Raw genomic sequence first — 19,225 nt, 5'->3', positions numbered from 1 at the left:
TTACGCAAATGTGCAAAACAGATTCTGTCATTTTAACCATACTTTGTCAGCGCAGCCTTCCAGACATCCCCGCATTCCCACTAGATTGGAATCAGCATCCCAGAAAGTAGTGCCTGCCGTAACGGCTCCTCAACCTGGCCCAGCACCTCAGTTACTTCAACATCTCCTAAAACCGCTAAAGCCTGCGTGATCTGCCCCAGATTCAGCTCCCCATCACAGGCCCCGAACAGGGCCGCAAACATGGAGTTCACCATGACTTTCTGGCCACTCCCGCCCGCATGAAGCATGATGATTAACGGATCAGGTTGCCCGGGTAAATGGTAGCGCTCCTCAGTCACATCCGCGGCTTGGCGCACAGTTCTCTCACTCAAAGCTAAGGGCTGGACGGAAGAATCCCCCTCGGCCCCCTCAGTTTCCCACAGCCAGTCGAGCACCCCAAAAAACCGGGAAATATCTTGACCCGAAGGAGGGTTCCCCGCCACACGTTCCTCAAAATGGTGCTGCGGAGCCCTCACTTGGGTGGCGCGAATCGCTAGGTAGCCGAAGCCGACACCGCGGGCCTGCTGCTGCGCAAAATAGTCCAGGTAGTCGCTGATTCCCTGCCGAAATTCGGTCGGCTGCGTGCGCGGCTCAATCCCGCCGTCACGTAGCCACATGGCGGCGTATTGGGCTGGATTGTAGCTGTCTCTTTGGATGATCCAGGCGTCACAGTCGCCCAGCCAAGTGCGCGGTCGGGCCGCCCAGTCATCCTCTGTCAGCAGCCAGTTGCCCAGCATCACGGCCACACCCTCGTCGGCAAGCACCTGCGGGAGGTCCTGCACCAGGTTCGCCACGATGGAATCATCCTGCCCACCACCGTCACGATACTCCATGATGGGTTGTCCGGCGGCGTCGGTGGGGCGCGGCGTAATCACGAACGGCGGATTGGAGATAATCAGATTGAAGCGCTCCCCCGCGACAGGCTCTAGCATTGAGCCGGCCCGCAGGTCCAGCGTCACCTGATTGAGGGCAGCATTGAAAGCCGCCATGTCGAGGGCGCGGAGACTAATATCGGTCGCCACCACCCGGGTTGCGTGCGCAGCCGCAATGATTGCCTGAATGCCGCAGCCGGTCCCAATATCCAGCACGGATTCAACTGGCTCTCTGGGGGTGAGACGCAGCAGCGAGGTCGTGGCGCCACCAATCCCCAGCACATGGTCGGGTTTGAGTGGCTCCCCGGTGACGTCCTCACCCAGGTCGGAGAGGAACCAGTACGTACGTTCCCTGGTTTGCCCTGCTGGGGCCGAGGGCGAGACGGCCGGCAAATCAATAGAGAAGGGGCGCAGATCGAAGTTCGCTTGCCATTTGGAGGCGTCTTGGTCGCCGGGACGGATCAAACCAATCTGGGCCGCCTGGTCAAGTCCGGTGTTGGGGAGAGCTGCCGCGATTTCGGCGGGGTCGAGGAGGTCTCCCAGCATGAACAGGCGCGCCAGCTCAGCCACCTGATCGGCGGATCCTAGCTGCCTGAGGGCCCGAACGGCAGGGAAAACTATCCCTTGTTCCAAGGCATCTTGGGCGTCTTGCGGTAGCTTCTCGTAGACCTCCGGAATCGTATAGTGCGTCAAATCTGCACGTAGCTGCCCAATTATGGCTGGGCTGGAAGTGGCGCATTCTTGGAGTTTTTCGGTCCGAGGGGAAGAAGCCAAGATTTACCGCCTAACGCTGACTAACGTTGAAATTAGCGCGGCGCATGTTGAACTGCACGCCGGTGAGCTTGTTCCAGCAGGTGACGCCGCTTTCTTCCATAGCGCAAGCGTAGGGGCCGAAGGTGGCGGCCTGACCGTACTGCAGAACCGGCGGGGCGCCCGGAATCTGGTTCACGGAAGCATCATTACAGGTGGCAGTCGGGGTGGTCTTGCCGGATATCTTCAAGCCGAAAACTCCGAAGCAGGCGTCGGGGCCTTCATTCGCGTACTCACGGGTGTTAATGGCGCAGAAAGCTTCATTGTCATCCATGCGGCAGAAAATATTTTGGCTAGGTGAAGCGAAGGCCGGTATTTCTTGGGCGCCCAGAGGTTCAGGGAATTTGATGGTATCTTCCGGGGTTTCTTCGGTGGGTTCAGGGGGCGCCGGAGCCGGCGCTTCGATGGTCTCCACTGTGCCGTCACTGGCCTCAATGGTTTTCACTGTCTCTGCGGTGGGGGTGGATTCCGCACCAAATTTGAAGAAACCGGTGGCCAGACCGAAGGCCGCGGCGACCAGAGCGACTGCCAGAACAGCGAGGGCAATAAAGATGATGACCATTTTGTTGTTGCTGCGGGCTTTTTCTTGGACTGGTGCAGCTTGACCGCCAGCAAACGGCATTGCCTGAGAGCCCGCAGCTCCAGCTGCTGTGGCTCCCGTGCCAGCTGCTCCAGCAACGGCCTCGATGCCAGCAGCACCGGCTGCAGCTACTCCCGCTGCCCCTAGTGCCGCGCCGCCAGTCATGCCATTTTCGGTGAGCTCAGATTGTCTGCGGCGCGCCTGCACCGCGGCCACAACTTCCGGATTACCCTGGCTTTCCAGCCAGTTCAGCAGTCCCTCATAGGCGACCGGGTTCTGGGCGATAGCAAGGTGGAGGCCAGGGTACTCTGCCGCGATCTGCCGCAAACGATTCGGGTCAATATGCGGGTCGGTAGCCTCGCGAGCGATCGCTTCAAACTCGGGGGTGGGACTCATTGGTACTCCTACTATTACTGCGGCACTTTTCTAAATCTTTAAGGATTTCTTTGCCTAGCATATATCTAACTACACGGATTGGCCACGATTCAAGGAAATTTTCCCGATTCTGTGGACACTTTTCGTCAAATATAGGAGCGTGCCACGTCAGCTGTCTGCTCCCCGTAGGAGCCGCCGAAGATTGCGGCGTGCACAATCAGCATGTGCAGCTGGTGGAGCCCGATCCGCTCCTGCCAGTGTTCTGGTAGTCGCGTCACGCTCAGGTAGCCGGCGTAGATTTCATTCATTAGCGGCTGCCCAAAAACCTGTAGTTGCGCCAGGTCGGATTCGGGATTCCCGCCGTGCGCTGCCGGATCAATCAGGGTGCCGGCCGGAGCCCACATCACGTTTCCGCTCCACAGGTCACCGTGGATTCGGGCGGCTTGCACCCCCTCGTTATGGAAGCGTTCCGGCAGCGGCGAGGTCACTTTTTGGTCGACGAGGCGTTCGCAGAGTCTCTCGATTACGCGTACTTCATTGGGGCCGAGGGAGTGGTTGTCTCGTGCGGTTGGAAGGTAGTGAATGAGCCTATCTTCGGCATAGAATTCTTCCCAGTTGGCGGGGGCCTGGTGGCGGAGCGGTAGTCTGGTGGAGCCCATGAATCCGTCGCCAACCCATGGCTCTTCCAGTCCGCTACTGTTTGAGTTTTGGATGCTATCCTTGCGGTCTGTTTCTGCGACTGTTCGGCTAATCAAGCTCTGCGGACCGCACCCGAAATAGGGTGCGCCCGCCAGATGGGTGTGGGCAAGTGCCGCGCCGAAGGCTCTGGCGGTGTCCGGGGTGGGGGCAGTGTTGGAGAGTCTGTCTTCCCAGAGGCAGGCCGGATGCATTTCAGTGCCGGGATGGTATTCATGTACCTTCACGACGGGCGCACCGTCAAGGTGTTGAGCTTCGGCCAGCCAAGCTAGGCCGGCGGCTTCGAAAGCGATGGCTTGGCGGCGGCTATCGCATTTGCGGTGCAGATCTTTGGTAGCGCTCATGCTTTAAGCATACTGGGCATTGCGCGGCTGCGACTGCGCCGCCACCCAAACACCAACTTCGGTATGGGTTTACACCAAAAACAACGCATTCCCAAACCAAATCCAACCAAAAGTCATACCCAACCCGGGTAGGCGGAGAGAGAAGGATGGAAAGCTACAGAACTGGTGGAAGGTGTGGATAAGAACAGAAAGCAGGCCAGGTAAAAAACAGAAAGCAGGCCAGGTAAGAAACAGACGACAAGGCACGGCCGGCGGGGCTTAGTCGTCAGCGCGGATGATGAGCTGCTGGAAACGCTCACCGCATTCTGCTTTAACCTGCTCCGCAATCTGCCGGAACTGCTCATCCCAAGCGGCTTTTCCATAAGCCTCCAATTGTGCAGCAAAAGCCGCCGGAGTCCCCAGGGGCCGCGCCTGCTGCAGGGCAAAAACTTTCGCCCCAGCGTCGGCTACTTGGCTGGCAATTTGCGCTTCAGTGCGCGGGAAAGCTGGGAAGGTAGTTAACCGAATCTCGTGATCCACACCGGAAGCCACCAGCAAATCCAAAGTCTGCCAAGCTCGCTCTCCCGCACCCCCGCGTTGCACGACCTGAAAGTAATCCTGCCGGAGGGCTTTAATGTCTAAGCCCACCCAGTCGATGAGATCCTCATCAAGCAGACGTTGCAACACCATCGGGAACGCCCCCGCAGTGTGCAAACCAACCTTGAACCCCTGCTGCTTCACCCAGCGCGCCGCGTCAGCAAGGCTGGCGCCCTGCCGGCAGGCCTCCCCACCGGTGAAGACCACGCCGTCCAGTAGACCCTTCCGGCGTTCCAGCAGCTGCTGAACATCAATCCAGTCCACTTCACCCGGCGTGCGAGTGTCGATGAGTGCCTCATTGTGGCAGTACACGCATGACCAGGGACAACCCTGAAGGAACAGGGTGGCGACCAGGCGGCCGGGCCAGTCCACTGTGGACAGTGGAACCAGCCCGGCAATCGCTAGGCTCTGCGCAGTGTGCTTCGGAGCTGGCGACCCCTCGGCCTCAATCGCAGCCGCCAGGACTGAGCCATTCTGGCCCAGTCCAGCCCGCAGCCCCTGCGCTACCGTGCTCATAGTCGCGACAGTACCTTGCCGTGCTTAGCGGCGGCTTCCTCAGTGAACATGGTGCGCTCAGCGTACTCGCCGCGCTTGCCCACGTTGAAGCTGTGAACGGGACGGAAGTAGCCCATGACGCGGGTCCAAACCTCGCACTCGACCGGCTCGGCGGACGGGTTCGCGGCGGCGCACTTCTCACAGGTCTTGTGCTCACCTTGCAGGTAGCCGTGGGTCGGGCAGATAGAGAAGGTTGGTGTGATGGTCACGTACGGGGAACGGAAAGCGGTCAGGCTGCGGCGGATCAGCTGCTTGCAAGCCTCAGCGGAGGAGACGCGCTCATTCATGTACAGGTGAATGACGGTGCCGCCGGTGTACTTGGTCTGCAGCTCTTCCTGCATTTCCTGCACCAGGAACGGGTCATCGGTGTAGCCGACCGGAATCTGAGAAGAGTTCGTGTAGTACGGGTTCTCGTCGGTGCCGGCCTGGATGATGCCGGGGAAGCGGGCCTTGTCTTCCTTCGCGAAACGGTAGGTGGTGCCTTCCGCCGGGGTGGCCTCCAGGTTGTAGAGGTGGCCGGTTTCCTCCTGGAATTCGACCATCTTTTCGCGGACACGGTCCAGCAGACGGACACACATCTGGTGGCCATACTCGTCGGTCAGGTCGTGCTCATCGAGGGTGAAGTTGCGAACCATTTCGTTCATGCCGTTCACACCGATGGTGGAGAAGTGATTGTCGAGGGTGCCTAGGTAACGCTTGGTGTACGGGAACAGGCCGGCGTCAATGTGGCGGCCGATCACTTCACGTTTGAGCTCTAGTGTGGTCTTAGCGATGTCCAAGAGCTCATCGAGGCGCTTCACTAGGCCTTCCTCGTCACCGGCATGCAGGTAGCCGAGGCGGGCCATGTTGATGGTGACCACGCCGACGGAGCCGGTCTGCTCCGCGGAACCGAACAGGCCGTTGCCGCGCTTGAGGAGTTCACGCAGGTCCAGCTGCAGGCGGCAGCACATGGAGCGGATCATGCCGGGGTCCAGCTCAGAGTTAATGAAGTTCTGGAAGTAGGGCAGGCCGTACTTTGCGGTCATCTCGAACAGGCGGTCAGAGTTGGGGCTGTCCCAATCGAAATCCTTGGTGATGTTGTAGGTCGGGATCGGGAAGGTGAAGACGCGCCCGTCCATGTCACCGGCGGTCATGACTTCCATGAAGGCGCGGTTAATCATGTCCATTTCTTCCTGCAGCTCACCGTAGGTGAAGTCACAGATTTCCCCGCCGATTAGCGGCTGCTGCTCTGCCAGGTCTTTCGGGCAGGTCCAGTCGAAAGTCAGGTTGGTGAACGGGGTCTGGGTGCCCCAGCGGGAAGGAACATTCAGGTTGTAGATGAGTTCCTGCATGTTCTGGTAGACGTCCTCGTAGGTCATCTTGTCTAGGCGCACGAAGGGAGCCATGTAGGTGTCAAAGCTGGAGAAAGCCTGAGCTCCCGCCCATTCGTTTTGGAGGGTGCCGAGGAAGTTCACTATCTGCCCGCAAGCGGAGGAGAAATGCTTAGCGGGCCCGGACGCAATGGCGCCGCGCACGCCGTTGAAGCCTTGCTGTAGCAGGTCTTTCAAGGACCAGCCTGCACAGTAGCCGGCGAACATGTCAAGGTCGTGAATGTGAATGTCGCCGTTGCGGTGGGCGAGGCCGGCGGCCTTCGGGTAGACCTTGGACAGCCAGTAGTTGGCGACCATTTTGCCGGAGGTGTTGAGCATCAGACCGCCCAGGCTGTATCCCTGGTTCGCGTTCGCGTTGACACGCCAGTCAGACTGATTGAGGTATTCGTCAATCGTCGTGATGGCATCTACTGTTACCTTCTCCTGAGTCGGCGCTGACATAGAAGTGGCATCGTGTTCGGGGGCGGTCATTTTGGTGCTCCTTATTGGTTCTGTTTTTAGCTTTGACGTGACTGACCACAACTGGGGGTGCAGGCGCCCGCATCCAACCTGTGTTAGGGGTTTCGGTTGGGCTGGATTGCAAAGCTGCGTAGCCAGTCACGCATGTCACCAAGCAGTCTAAAACGGGTTACATCTGTGTTGTAAAGCGTTCTTTCCGCGTTTGCGGCGACATCATCTATGATTACAAATTATTTTAGCAAAACACACTATATAGGGGTGTGTCGCCCAGAAAAACACTATATCTAGTGCAACACAGGGACTGAAGTCCCAACTTAACGGGCTAGCTTGACGATTGCCCGCAACACTAAGAAGCAAGTCCCGCTGGTAGCCGAGACCACCCCGATCTGCGCTAGGCTCCGCTCTACTAGTGCGACTTGCGCATAGTTTTCCATCCAAGCCACTAAGTGTTGACTGGTTACCGCTGGGATGGAGTATGCCAGCCGATAAGTCAAGACGAGGGTTGCTAACACGCCTACCACTAGAAGTAGCCAGCCGCCTACTCCGAGGAGTCTCATGATGCGGTTCGCTTTGCGGCTTTGGGGTCGGCGTGAAACTTCGATTGGGGTGAATAGCAGAGCGAAGGTACCCGCGATAATGATGGCGGCGATTACGTCGGAGGGACGGTGCCAGGAGTTGATAACAGTCGCGATGCCGACTAGGCTCACCCAAGCTCCCCCGGCTAGCGCAAAATCTGCCCGCCAATATGGTGACACCGCAATAATTAGTGCGACAGCAACGGCGACCGCTCCCGCAGTATGGCCTGAAGGGAAGGAGTTAGGCAAGTCGTAGGTGATTCCAAGGTCGGGCCGCGTCAAGATGTCTCGTTTGAGAATCTGTACGGTGATGACGGTGAGTAGCAGGGCCGCTAAGGAGCGCCATCCCAGCATCCAGCGGCGTCGCCAACCGACGATAGCGAAGCTAAGAATCCCCACCGCAATAATCATGGTTTCACCCACTAGCCAGAGCACAATCTGGTCGATGCCACCTAGGCCGTCACTCCAGGGGGCAAGTGCCTCCATCATAAAGTTATCGACGATTTGCCCCAGTTCTGTGGTGACGGCCAGCATCCAAATCACGGAGGTACCACAGATTCCCAGCAGGGCCTTCCCAAAGCGGGCCAGGTAAAGAGTCCAGTATGCCTGGCGTCCCGGGCCGCGTCCGGCAGCTGAAATCCGCTGAGGGCGGCCACCTGACAAGGTTTCAGCTAGTTGTGACATAACTTAAGTATAGCAAGGCGGGGCGGGTGTTTAATGTCACCCGCCCCGCCTTGTGAATTCTTGGGAAAACTCTACTTTAGAGGAGTCCTGCACCAGGCACAGCTTCAATCAGCTGACGCGTGTATTCCTGCTGCGGGTTATCGAACAGATCATCAGCAGGACTGGCTTCCACCAGCTTGCCCTGTTCCATAACCACGACATCATCCGCGATCTGGCGAACTACCGCTAGGTCGTGGGTGATGAACAGGTAGGTCAGGCCCATGGTGGCTTGCAGATCATTCAAGATCTCTAAGATTTGGTCCTGCACCAGCACGTCTAGCGCGGAAACTGCCTCGTCCAGAACGATTAGTTCAGGTTGCAAAGCTAAGGCACGCGCAATCGCCACCCGCTGACGCTGACCGCCAGAGAGTTCGTTTGGATAGCGACGCATGGCGGAGGCCGGCAAAGCTACCTTCTCCAGCAGCTCAGCGACGCGCTCTTCGCGTTCCTTCTTATTTCCAACCTTGTGTACAGCCAACGGCTCTTCAATGCACTTGAAGATGGAGTACATGGGATCCAGCGAACCGTAAGGATTCTGGAACACCACCTGCATCTGTCGGCGCATATCGAATAGCTCACGGTTACTCATCCCGGAGATTTCTTGACCGTTGAAGAAGATATTGCCGCTGGTCGGCTTAAGCAGGCCCAGCACCATATTCGCCACAGTGGATTTACCGGAACCCGATTCTCCTACCACCGCAAGAGTGGTACCGCGACGGAGGTTGAAGGAGACGTCATCGACGGCCTTCAGTTTCTTCGCTTCACCCTTTGCGCCGCGAATATCGAAGATCTTGGAAAGATGCTTAATTTCCACAATATTTTCACGGGACTCATGCCCGAGGCGAGCCCCGAGGAGCTCATCCTCGGCAACCGCAATACCCTGCGCATGAGCGGACTGGATGCGTTGCGAAGCCAATGAAGGCGCCGCGTCGACCAGACGCTTAGTATAGGGGTGCTGCGGATCGCGCAGAATATCCAGCGCAGGGCCAGATTCCACAACGCGGCCACGGTGCATTACCACTAGCTGTTCAGCTCTCTCCGCAGCGAGGCCGAGGTCGTGGGTGATGAACAGTACCGCGGTGCCGTGTTCCTTGGTGAGACCCGCAAGGTGGTCCAAAATGGTGCGCTGTACGGTCACATCCAGCGCCGAGGTAGGTTCATCCGCGATCAGTAGTTTGGGGTTTGCCGCCATACCGATAGCGATGAGCGCGCGCTGACGCATACCGCCGGAGAATTCGTGCGGGTACTGCTTGGCGCGTCGTTTCGCGTCAGGCAGGCCTGCCTCTTCCAGTAGTTGCGCGACCAGTTCGTCTTGGCTGAGGCCTTCAACGCTCACGTTATTAGCCTTAAGAGCTTCTTTCACCTGGGTGCCAATTCGCCACACTGGGTTCAGGTTGGACATCGGGTCCTGCGGGACCTTACCAATCTGGCTACCACGGAGTTCAACGAACTCTTTTTCGGTGCAGTGAGTGATGTCGCGGCCATCGAAAATAATCTGGCCGCCGACAACCTTGCCGGTGCCGGGCAGGAGCCCGTTCACAGCGGCAGCAGTGGTGGATTTACCGGAACCGGACTCACCCACGATTGCGACCGTCTGGCCGGGGTAGATGGTCAGGTTCGCTTTCCGTACCGCCGGCACAACACCGGTGGAGGAGGTGAACTCAATGTCAAGGTCACGAATCGTCAGCAAGGGTTCGGGAGCGTTCACGTCCGGGGATTCCGCACTGGCGTTACTTGCCAGGTCTTGATTTTGCATCGAAGTTTCTTCCATAGTCATCGGTTACCTCTTCCGGGCTTTCGGGTCTAGGGCGTCACGCACCACGTCACCCATCATGGTGAACGCCAGCACGGTTAGCGCTAGAGCGCCAGCTGGATAGAACAACAGGGTCGGCTGTGAACGCAAGCTGGCTTGGGCGCGAGAAATATCGCCACCCCAAGAGACTACTTCTGGCGGCAGGCCGATGCCTAGGAAGGACAGGGTGGCTTCAGAAACAATGAAGGCACCGAGGGCCACCGTGGCGTACACGATGATGGGGGCCAGAGCATTCGGCACGATATGCGTGATGAGGGTCCGCATCTTTGATTTACCAACGGCAATGGAGGCGGTCACGAATTCTTCGTTCTTGGTGGAGAGCACTGCGCCGCGGGTGATGCGGGCAATTTGGGTCCATCCGAAGGCTGCCAGCACTACCGCCAGCAGGAAGACGTCACGGTTCTCTTTGAACATTTGCATGGCGACGATGGCTGCCAGTACGAAGGGGATGGCGAAGAAAATGTCGGTGATTCGGGAGAGAATGGTATCAAACCAGCCGCCAAGGAAGCCTGCTAGGGCGCCGATTGTGGCACCCACAACCACGGAGAGGAAAGTAGCTAGAACGCCTACGGAGAGGGAGGCTCGGGTGCCGTAGACGACACGGGAGAACACGTCACACCCTTGCCGGTCATATCCGAAAAAGTGACCGGAGGACGGCGGTTTTAGACTGTTGGAGAGTTCACAGAATCGCGGATCTTGGGAGGTAAACAAGCTGGGGAATAGTGCCAGCAGGAACATGAATACCATGATGGCGGCAGCAATCCAGAAGAGTGGACGAATCCGCAGATTCTTCCACGCCTCACCCCACATGGACGAGGGCGCACTACTGTCTGAGACAGCATCTACGGCACCTAGACCGGTTTCATCAACATCAGAAACATAACGTTCTTGGCCGGCTAAAATAACCGCTGTACGGGGAGTATTAGACATAGCGAATCCTTGGGTCTAGAGCAGCATAGAGCAGGTCGACCAAGAGGTTGGCGACAATGTAAACCAGAATCAGGACGGTCGTAAAGGAGACAATAGTAGCAGCCTCGCCTTTAATAATGGCTTTGTACATGGTTCCGCCGACACCGTTAATGGCAAAGATACCCTCAGTCACGATGGCACCACCCATGAGAGCACCCAGGTCTGCACCGAGGAAGGTGACTACGGGGATAAGGGAGTTGCGCAGGACGTGCCGGGAGAGCACTTTGGAACGTCCAAGGCCTTTCGCGCGGGCGGTGGAAACATAGTCTGCATCCATGTTTTCACTGACGGACTGGCGGGTGAGTCGGAGGACGTAGGCGAAGGAGACTGCTCCTAGCACTATTGCCGGCATAATCAAGGCTTCAAATGATTCACCTGAACTTACGGTGACTGGAAGAAGTCCCCATTTCACACCGATAAAGAATTGCATCAGGAAACCGATTACAAAGGTGGGAATGGAGATGATTGCCATCGACACCACTAGGACAGTAGAGTCAAAGATTCCGCCGCGACGGAGGCCAGCGTAGAGACCGAAGATGATCCCGAAGATAGCTTCGAAACCGAGGGCCATGAAGGCGAGCCGGATGGTGACGGGGAAGGCGTGTGCCATCACCGCACTCACCGGCTGGCCGGAGAAAGTAGTACCAAAGTCGAGGGTTATGATGCCCTTCAAGTAAAGTAGGTACTGGACAATAAAGGGTCGATCAAGGTTGTATTCTGCTCGAATTCGGGCGATTGCTTCGGGGGGAAGAGATTTGTCTCCACCGAGGGCAACCACCGGATCGCCCGGCATTAAGAAAACTAGCGCATAAATCAGTAGCGTAGCCCCAAAAAATACCGGAATCATCTGTAACAGACGTCTTCCTGTGTATCGCAGCATAAGGGATTCCTTTAAACGTTGTGGATAAGGTAGGTTTTAAGATTTATATGCGTGACGGCGCCCACCTATGAATAGGTGGGCGCCGGTCTATGCTCTACTTCTTAGTAATCTGGTAGTACAGCGGATTGGAGTCCCAACCTACGGTCACGTTCTGGACCTTGGTGGAGTAGCCACCAGTTGAGTTGGAATACCATAGCGGAATGGCGGGCAAATCCTGCATGAGGATTTCCTGTGCCTGCGTGAATTTCGCGAGGGCGTCTTCTACGTTCTTGGCGGCCAGACCTTCCTTAAGCAGTTTGTCAAACTCAGGGTTAGAGTAGTTGCCATCGTTTGAAGAACCACCGGTCGCATAGATGGGTGCAAGGAAGTTGTACTGCGAGGGGTAGTCAGCCAACCAGCCGGTCCGGTAGGCGGTTTCCATCTCGTGTTTCGAAACCTTGGTCCGGAGAGATTTGAAATCGGGGTAGGCTTCGCCTACTGCGTCAATTTCAAGGGTGTTCTTGATGGAGTTTGCTACTGCGTCAACCCAGCTCTGGTGTCCACCGTCTGAGTTGTAAGCCAACTTAAACTGGCCTTCCCAAGGGCTAATGGCGTTAGCTTGAGCCCAGAGTTCCTTCGCCTTGTCAGGATTGTAGGCGAGAACTTCGGAACCCTTAATACTGTCGGAGTAGCCTTGGAGCACGGGAGCAGTGAAGTCCTTAGCGGGGCTCTTAACGTTGTTGAAAATCTTTTCGGTGATTTCGGGACGGTTAATCGCCATGGAGATAGCCTGACGACGCAGCTTACCTTCTTCACCTGCGAAATGTTTCTCATCAGTGTCAATAGTGAAAGAGTAGAACAATGCAGAGGGCTTGTTGACAGCACGATCACCAAGTTCGGTTTTGAAGGTGGTCAGCGCGATATCAGGAATAGCATCCAGGACATCCAAGTTATCTGCAATCAAGTCAGTGTAGGCGGCGGGAAGTTCGGGGTAGAACTTGAGCTTGACGCCATCATTCATGGGCTTACGCGGGCCAGTGTAGGTCTCATTCGGAACTAGCAGAATATCTTCATTATGGTTCCACTTGCTGACCTTATAGGGGCCGGAGGCGGGAGGATTCTCACCGTAAGCCTTAATGTCAGTGAAAGCGGAGTCAGCCATGGGCTGGTAAGCAGAGTAACCAAGGCGCAAGGGCCAGTCAGCTTCCGGCTGAGCAAGGGTTACTTTGAAGGTGTAGTCATCGACAACTTCAAGGCCTTCCATTTCTTTACCCTCCTCGAAACCCTTAATTGAGGAGAAGAAGGAAGCCTGCTTTAGGCTTTCCTTAACCGCATAGTTCCATGCCTTAGTGAAGTTTTCAGCCTTAACTTCGGTGCCGTCAGAGAACTTCTGCCCCTTCTTCAAGACGACGGTGTAAACTTGGCTGTCATCGCTGGTCACAGACTCAGCAAGGTCGGGATGAGTGACACCATCAGCGTCATAGTAAAAGAGGCTGGAACCGATCATCGTAAGAATCCTGCCGCCACCCGTTTCGTTGGTGTCACCTGGCAATAGCGGGCTTTCTGGTTCTGAGCCGTAACCGATTATATAGTTTGTGCCGCCACCCTCTGCGGAGTTGCCAGCATTTCCACTATCGGCCGCGTTAGAGCAGCCAGCTAGGACGAGTGCGCCTGCCATGCTGAGTGCAGCCAAAGCTGTAAATTTCTTGTTCATGTGTCCCCTCCAGGGTATTCGCGAAGTAAGTATTCGCATAACAACAATAAGTACACATTACTATTTCTTTACCCTTAAACGCAAGGCAGTTACCTAATTGCAACATTTATCACGAATCTGCTTAAAAATAGCAATTAATTTTCCTTTTACATTTCTATAACCTATTGAAAAATCGGTAATAAAATGTAATGTAGATTTACTCTCCAACAGGGGATTTTTAAACCCTCCCCCTCGTCCCCAAACGTGATTTAGCGTAAATCAGGGTCGAAAGCTGGAAATAACGTGCAGAAACCTGCCAAAATCAAGTACCTTATTAACTGTGAGCACAGCAAATCAGAACCCCCGTGAACAGTACCGTGAAGCCCTCGCGCGACGACGCGCAACCACTTTCCTGGTACTGTTTATCGCACTGTTAGTCATCTTACTTAGCGGAATCCTGTTTGCTACCAACACGATTAAAGCACCCTTCAATCCCGCGTTTAAGCACGGGCCGATCACTCCCACCTATTTCACGACCCCCTGTCTGCCCGACACAACCAACCCGGTTGAACTAGACAAGCTCACCGTAAATGTCTACAACACGACAGAGCAAAGTGGCTTAGCGGGCACGGTCGCAAAGCAGCTGAAAGAACGCAAAATCACCGTCGCAACCGTATCCAACAGCTCCGTGACAGTTACGGGAGCCGCAGAGATTCGCACCTCGGTCCATTCCTTGCAGGAAGCCTACACTCTGGCTGAAATGATTCCGAACTCAGTCGTAGTTTTGGTTCGCACAGACCCGAAGCATCCCCGGCAACTATCGCTACTGCTGGGCGATGACTACGATCAGATAGTGGAAAAGGAAGCCTACGAAGGATACGACCCCGACCGCTTCTTGAACAGCCCCGCAGAATGCGTTCCGGTGGACAGCATTTTCGTGAAAAATGAGCTACAAAACCTGCTGTCCGGCGCTGACACTAATGAGGGGACTCCATCTTCCCCCGAAGGAACTCCTCCCACTCCTGAGCAGGCCGGCTAATCGTGAAAACGCAGACCAACCCCAGTTCGGGTTTAGAACCGGTGGAGATTCCTCCCACCACGCTCTCTTACGACCCCAACTTCGAGTTCCCCGCCAAATTCCCGTCTGATCCGTCTACGGCAACACAGACTTTTCTCTACCATGCCGCAAAACCTCCAAAAAACAGGATTGTTTCCGTTGCTTTAGGTTTCGCCTACGTCGGGGCAGTAGTCCCCTTTGTTGCCCTGCTCTCCCTCATTTTGGGTCTAGCCGGTTACTTCAACTGGGCCGGGCGGCAAGGAGTTAGGCGGGGTGAGGCTCTGGGTGTCATAGTGGTTTCAGGCGCTTTCCTCGCCCTGCAACTGATTACCGGGATACTCCTGTATAGCTTCTCCGTCCTACAGATTTAGAACCGTACCGCAGAGCGCAAAATAAAAACGTGCCAGAGACAATCTCTAATCTCTGGCACGTTCATTGGCGGAAGCGGAGGGATTTGAACCCCCGGAGGCTGTGACACCTCACAACATTTCGAGTGTTGCACCTTCGGCCGCTCGGACACGCTTCCTGTGCGATACATGGTAATTCAGTGCAGGCATCCAGCGCAACCGCACCACCGGCCCAATTCGGGCCGAAAACAGCTCACACGCCGCGGTCGAGACGCTTTTCTTGGAAGTATTTGCGAAGCTGGTCACTACACTCAGCCTCCATCACGCCGCCACGCACCTGCGGCATATGATTCAAACGGCTGTCCCGCAACACGTCCCGGACCGACCCGGCAGCGCCAGCTTTCTCATCCCATGCACCGAATACCACCCCACCGATTCGGGCACTGACCAGCGCCCCCGCGCACATCGTGCAAGGCTCCAAAGTAACGACCAGAGTGTAATCCTCCAAATGCCAGCTTCCCGCGGTTTTACTGGCCGCACGTAGGGCATTCACTTCCGCATGGCCGACCGGATCCCCCTCGGCCTCACGCGTATTCCACCCGCGCGCCACCACTTCACCCGCGCTATCTAAAACCACGGCCCCAACCGGGATATCGCCGGCGGCAGCGGCCTGCTCCGCCAGTTGCAGGGCCTCAGTCATGGCGTCATTGATACGCCGATCTTGCAGATTCATGCCTACACCATACCTAAAGTACGGACTGTGTTCGATTTCACCGCCCCCGATAGGGGTAGGAATATCGAATAAATCACTCCAAAACTCGCTTCTAGGCGTTACGGTAGTGGTATGCGATTAATTGAAGTAAAACATCCCCTGGTTGACCACAAGCTCACCACCTTGCGCCGGCAGGAAACCCCTTCCGCCGTTTTCCGTCAACTCGTTGACGAACTAGTTACCTTGCTCGCCTACGAAGCTACCCGGGAAATCAGCGTGGAAACCGTTGATATTGTCACCCCGGTGCAGGCCACTCAGGGACGCCAGCTCACTGAGCCGCGCCCCATTGTGGTCCCGATCCTACGCGCCGGACTAGGCATGCTGGAAGGTCTGATGCGTCTGCTGCCGACCGCGGAAGTTGGCTTCCTCGGCATGAAGCGTGATGAGCAGACCCTCGAGATTGACACCTACGCGAACCGTTTGCCGGAGGACCTGTCCGGCCGTCAGTGCTTCGTAGTCGATCCGATGCTGGCAACTGGCCACACCCTGGTGGATGCCACCAACTTCCTGCTGGAAAAGGGCGCCTCGGATGTGACTTGTGTCTGCCTGCTGGCCGCTCCAGAAGGCCTGAAGACCCTGGAAGAGTCCATTGGTGACCGCGCGAACGTGACCGTCGTAGTTGCCGCCGTGGATGAGCGCCTCAACGAAGCTTCCTACATTGTGCCCGGCTTGGGTGACGCGGGCGACCGCCTCTACGGTATCGTCGACTAAGAGCTTCCCGAAACATAGTTTCCCCCCTCGCCTAGTTTTAGACGAGGGGGAAAGTTTATGTGCCCATCCCGGGTGATGCGCTTCGCGTCAGGCCGAGGACGAGGGCGGGGTCGGCCCGCCAGCCGACCGGTCAGTTAAGTCCGCGGCCGAGGGCGCTTTCCACCTTAGAAGGACGGTAGCACTGCACCGTCAGCCCAGGTCTTCTGGATGTAGTCGCGCACCTCATCAGAGTGCAGGAGCTTTTCCAGCTTCTGAATATTGGGGTTCTGGTCACCGTTGCGCCACACCAGCAGGTTAGAGGCAGGATTGTCTTTAGTTTCTTCCACAATCAGACCATCCTTCGGTGCCAAACCTACCGCCTGCGCAAAGTTACCGTTGATCACGGCTGCGTCCACGTCTTCGAGGGAGCGTGCCAGCTGCGGGCCGGCAACTTCCACGAACTCAAAGTTTTTCAGTTTCTTCACCGTGTTGATAGTGGCGCCGGCCGGAACTGGGCCTTCCACGAAGCCGGCCTGGGCCAGCAGGTTCAGTGCCCGCGTCTGGTTGGTGGGGTCGTTAATAATCCCCAGCTGGCCACCTTCGGGGAAGTCTTTCAGGTCGGTGATCCGCTTCGAGTACAGCGCTAGTGGCTCAAGGTGGATGCCTTTGCCGGGAACGAAATCGTAGCCGCGTTTCTCAGCTTGATCTTTCAGGTAAGGGATCGTCTGGAAATAGTTTACGTCAACCTCTTTGGCCTGTAGGACTTCGTTCGGTGCAATATAGTCATCGAACTGTTTAATGTCTAGTTTTAGGCCTTCTTTTTCGGCAAGGTTATCGCGCACGAACTCCAGAATCTTGGCGTGCGGGGTGGGATTCGCGGCAACAATCAAGGTGGCGCTTTCTTCCTTGGTGCTGTCGGCACCATTATTATCTGTGCCGGCAGAGCAACCCGTGAGGGTGAGGGCGGCGGCAGTGGTGACGATTGCGAGGGTAGAAGTGAGCTTACGCATAGTAGTTTCCTTTCACTACAGATTCGAAAATCAAAGAGTTTGGGGTGCAGGCATTGAGCCAATTTTGTGCACCAAATTTGCAGAAGATAGTTACGGACAGGGACTAGAAGTAGCCTCCGGAGGTCGTTTCCTTAACGGTGATCGACTCTCCGGCTAATCATGTCGCCAACCATCTGCACAATCTGCACCAGAAGCACGATGCCGACTACGGTCAAAACCATTACATCGAGTTCGTACCTGTTATAGCCGTAGTTCATGGCCATTTGGCCGAGTCCGCCACCGCTGAGAGCTCCAGCCATGGCACCGAAACCGATCAGGGTGATCGCCAAAACCGTGCTAGCTTGCACAAGCGGCGCGGCAGCTTCACGCAGGAGCACATCGAAAAGAATCCGCATCCGGGAGGCGCCCATCATTTGGGCGGCCTCGATTTTGCCTTTTTCGACACCGAGGATTGCGGTCTCCACCAGTCGCGCATAGTAGGGAACGGCTGCCACTACAAGCGGCACTAGCGCGCCCTGCCAGCCGATTGTCGTCCCAATCAAGTAGCGGGTGAAGGGCATGATTGCGACCGCCAAAATCAGGAAAGGAATCGAACGCCCCACATTCACTATGAAGGAGAGCACTGAGTTCACCCCTCGTGAGGGAAACAGGTGATCCTTACCGGTGGCGACCAGCGCAATCCCGAGGGGGATGCCAAGAAGCATTGTCAAAGTAGTAGAACTGACAGCTTTCGCAACGGTTTCCCAAACCGCAGTCAGGTAGCCGGAGCGAATCACCGGATTGTCAAACCAGGTGCCATTATCGGTGCCCATCAGAGAGGTCACCAAAACTGGTAGATACGAACTCATACTACGGGCACCTCCTCAGCGAAGATATTATGGGAGTGGAAAGCTGCCAAGGCTGCTTTCACTTGGCTACGTGGCACTGTTAAAGCGAGACGACCCACCTGGGTGCGTCCTAAAGTTTCGAAAGTTCCGGCAGCTAAATCGCCAGAGAGCGAAGAAGCTAAAGTCATTACCGCCGAACCGGTCGGCTTGCCGGGGCTGGAGGTAAACCGCACATCCAGCAAGGCATTCTCATTACCGTGGGCATCATGAGTGACATCGCGGGCTGAAATAGCGGGGAAAGGCACCAAATCGCAGGTCAGGCGGCTGGTCACATCCTTCACCAGTTCTTCCAACGGACCAGTAGTGGCAACTTTTCCATCTTCCAACAAGGTTACCGAATCGCAGATTTCGCGCACCACGCTCATTTCGTGAGTGATGATTACGACCGTCACCCCAAACTGTTCTCGCAAATCAGAGAGCAGATGCAGAATTTGTCCGGTAGTTTCAGAATCGAGGGCGGAGGTCGGCTCATCGCAGAGCACCACCGGCGGACGGTCGGCCAACGCCCGGGCGATTCCGACGCGCTGCTTCTGTCCACCTGACAGTTCCGAGGGGTAAGAGTTGGCGCGTTCAGTTAGGCCCACGAACTCTAATAGTTCTGCGACTCTCGCTTTCGTTTCAGCGGCAGGCGTGCCGTTAAGACGCAGCGGGTAGGCGATATTTTGCTCCACAGTGCGGGCATCAAGCAGGTTCGCATGCTGGAAGACCATGCCGATATTGCGGCGCGCTCTTCTCAGCGCAGACTGCCCTAGTCGACTAAGGTCTTCACCGTTGACAATTACTTCACCGGAAGTAGGTGACTCCAAAGTGGTGAGGCAACGAATCAGAGTAGACTTACCGGCACCGGACTGGCCAACGATCCCGTGGATTTCACCGCGCTGAATCTCTAAGTTCACATCAACGAGGGCATCCACAACCCTTCCAGATTCACTCTGGTAGGTTTTGGAAAGTCCGCGCAACTCAATCATTGGTTGCACGCTTGTCGGATTCTTCTCCGACTGCTCGGAGGTATCCTCAAAGAGGTTACCGGTAGTACTCATTCTGTCCTCCATCGGTCTTGGCGGTAGCACCCGCACCAAAGATTTGGGGGTTGCTGCAACTTCGACGAGCCAAGTCTCTCCGTCGCTCTGGATGGTTTAAGTAAAGCAAATATA

At 56.3% G+C, this 19,225-nt stretch carries 17 protein-coding genes, 1 tRNA gene and 1 riboswitch; of the genes, 3 read left to right on the top strand and 15 right to left on the bottom strand.

Going from position 1 to position 19,225, the window contains the following annotated elements:
* Window positions 1–80: 80 nt before the first annotated feature.
* From BM477_RS05565 to BM477_RS05520, 10 genes are all read right to left on the bottom strand, one after another.
* On the bottom strand, window positions 81–1,685 hold the full coding sequence (locus BM477_RS05565) for a DUF7059 domain-containing protein (protein ID WP_075361686.1): 1,605 nt from the start codon (window positions 1,683–1,685) through the stop codon (window positions 81–83).
* Between the two features lie 10 nt (window positions 1,686–1,695).
* Window positions 1,696–2,697, bottom strand: coding sequence for a variant leucine-rich repeat-containing protein (locus BM477_RS08290; RefSeq protein WP_075361685.1), 1,002 nt, complete (start codon window positions 2,695–2,697; stop codon window positions 1,696–1,698).
* 125 nt (window positions 2,698–2,822) lie between these two features.
* On the bottom strand, window positions 2,823–3,716 hold the full coding sequence (locus BM477_RS05555) for a fructosamine kinase family protein (protein WP_075361684.1): 894 nt from the start codon (window positions 3,714–3,716) through the stop codon (window positions 2,823–2,825).
* Between the two features lie 258 nt (window positions 3,717–3,974).
* A complete protein-coding gene (locus BM477_RS05550; protein WP_075361683.1) occupies window positions 3,975–4,808 on the bottom strand; it encodes an anaerobic ribonucleoside-triphosphate reductase activating protein in 834 nt (277 codons plus the stop codon).
* Entirely contained in the window at window positions 4,805–6,688 is a 1,884-nt protein-coding gene (locus tag BM477_RS05545; protein WP_075361682.1) for a ribonucleoside triphosphate reductase, read from the bottom strand. Before BM477_RS05545 ends, BM477_RS05550 begins: the two co-directional genes overlap by 4 nt.
* 302 nt (window positions 6,689–6,990) lie before the next feature.
* Window positions 6,991–7,935, bottom strand: a complete 945-nt coding sequence (locus BM477_RS05540) for a phosphatase PAP2 family protein (RefSeq protein ID WP_075361681.1) — start codon at window positions 7,933–7,935, stop codon at window positions 6,991–6,993.
* Window positions 7,936–8,011: 76 nt separating this feature from the next.
* Entirely contained in the window at window positions 8,012–9,730 is a 1,719-nt protein-coding gene (locus BM477_RS05535; RefSeq protein WP_245792882.1) for a dipeptide ABC transporter ATP-binding protein, read from the bottom strand.
* Between the two features lie 24 nt (window positions 9,731–9,754).
* Complete coding sequence (locus BM477_RS05530) at window positions 9,755–10,717, bottom strand: ABC transporter permease (RefSeq protein WP_075361680.1); 963 nt, start codon at window positions 10,715–10,717, stop codon at window positions 9,755–9,757.
* The gene (locus tag BM477_RS05525; protein WP_075361679.1) at window positions 10,710–11,636 is read right to left on the bottom strand and encodes an ABC transporter permease; all 927 of its coding nucleotides are present in this window, start codon (window positions 11,634–11,636) and stop codon (window positions 10,710–10,712) included. Before BM477_RS05525 ends, BM477_RS05530 begins: the two co-directional genes overlap by 8 nt.
* Window positions 11,637–11,730: 94 nt before the next feature.
* Window positions 11,731–13,329 (bottom strand): peptide ABC transporter substrate-binding protein, encoded by a 1,599-nt coding sequence (locus BM477_RS05520; protein ID WP_075361678.1) that lies wholly within the window; start codon window positions 13,327–13,329, stop codon window positions 11,731–11,733.
* Window positions 13,330–13,648: 319 nt separating this feature from the next.
* Between BM477_RS05520 and BM477_RS05515 the strand changes: the two genes are divergently transcribed.
* Together BM477_RS05515 and BM477_RS05510 are read left to right on the top strand one after the other, a co-directional pair.
* Window positions 13,649–14,347 (top strand): LytR C-terminal domain-containing protein, encoded by a 699-nt coding sequence (locus tag BM477_RS05515; protein WP_075361677.1) that lies wholly within the window; start codon window positions 13,649–13,651, stop codon window positions 14,345–14,347.
* 2 nt (window positions 14,348–14,349) lie between these two features.
* On the top strand, window positions 14,350–14,736 hold the full coding sequence (locus tag BM477_RS05510; RefSeq protein WP_075361676.1) for a hypothetical protein: 387 nt from the start codon (window positions 14,350–14,352) through the stop codon (window positions 14,734–14,736).
* 65 nt (window positions 14,737–14,801) lie between these two features.
* Here BM477_RS05510 and BM477_RS05505 read toward each other — a convergent pair.
* A tRNA-Ser gene (locus BM477_RS05505) sits at window positions 14,802–14,891 on the bottom strand.
* A 74-nt stretch (window positions 14,892–14,965) separates the two neighbouring features.
* Complete coding sequence (locus BM477_RS05500) at window positions 14,966–15,445, bottom strand: nucleoside deaminase (RefSeq protein WP_075361675.1); 480 nt, start codon at window positions 15,443–15,445, stop codon at window positions 14,966–14,968.
* Window positions 15,446–15,556: 111 nt separating this feature from the next.
* Between BM477_RS05500 and upp the strand changes: the two genes are divergently transcribed.
* Window positions 15,557–16,195 carry a uracil phosphoribosyltransferase gene (gene upp, locus BM477_RS05495; RefSeq protein WP_075361674.1) on the top strand — a complete coding sequence of 213 codons (639 nt, stop codon included), beginning with the start codon at window positions 15,557–15,559 and terminating at the stop codon, window positions 16,193–16,195.
* Between the two features lie 164 nt (window positions 16,196–16,359).
* Here upp and BM477_RS05490 read toward each other — a convergent pair whose 3' ends face one another.
* The 3 genes from BM477_RS05490 to BM477_RS05480 all read right to left on the bottom strand — a co-directional run bounded on the left by BM477_RS05490 (window position 16,360) and on the right by BM477_RS05480 (window position 19,039).
* Window positions 16,360–17,184, bottom strand: coding sequence for a MetQ/NlpA family ABC transporter substrate-binding protein (locus BM477_RS05490; protein WP_075361673.1), 825 nt, complete (start codon window positions 17,182–17,184; stop codon window positions 16,360–16,362).
* A gap of 131 nt (window positions 17,185–17,315) precedes the next feature.
* Window positions 17,316–18,032 carry a methionine ABC transporter permease gene (locus tag BM477_RS05485; RefSeq protein ID WP_075361672.1) on the bottom strand — a complete coding sequence of 239 codons (717 nt, stop codon included), beginning with the start codon at window positions 18,030–18,032 and terminating at the stop codon, window positions 17,316–17,318.
* The gene (locus BM477_RS05480; protein WP_084543765.1) at window positions 18,029–19,039 is read right to left on the bottom strand and encodes a methionine ABC transporter ATP-binding protein; all 1,011 of its coding nucleotides are present in this window, start codon (window positions 19,037–19,039) and stop codon (window positions 18,029–18,031) included. Before BM477_RS05480 ends, BM477_RS05485 begins: the two co-directional genes overlap by 4 nt.
* A 77-nt stretch (window positions 19,040–19,116) precedes the next feature.
* Window positions 19,117–19,209, bottom strand: a riboswitch (SAM riboswitch).
* Between the last annotated feature and the right edge of the window lie 16 nt (window positions 19,210–19,225).

The sequence above is a fragment of the Boudabousia marimammalium genome (assembly GCF_001936115.1).
GTDB lineage: Bacteria > Actinomycetota > Actinomycetes > Actinomycetales > Actinomycetaceae > Boudabousia > Boudabousia marimammalium.
The sequence above is the reverse complement of the archived record's forward strand: the minus strand, read 5'-3'. Positions and strand labels throughout refer to the sequence as shown.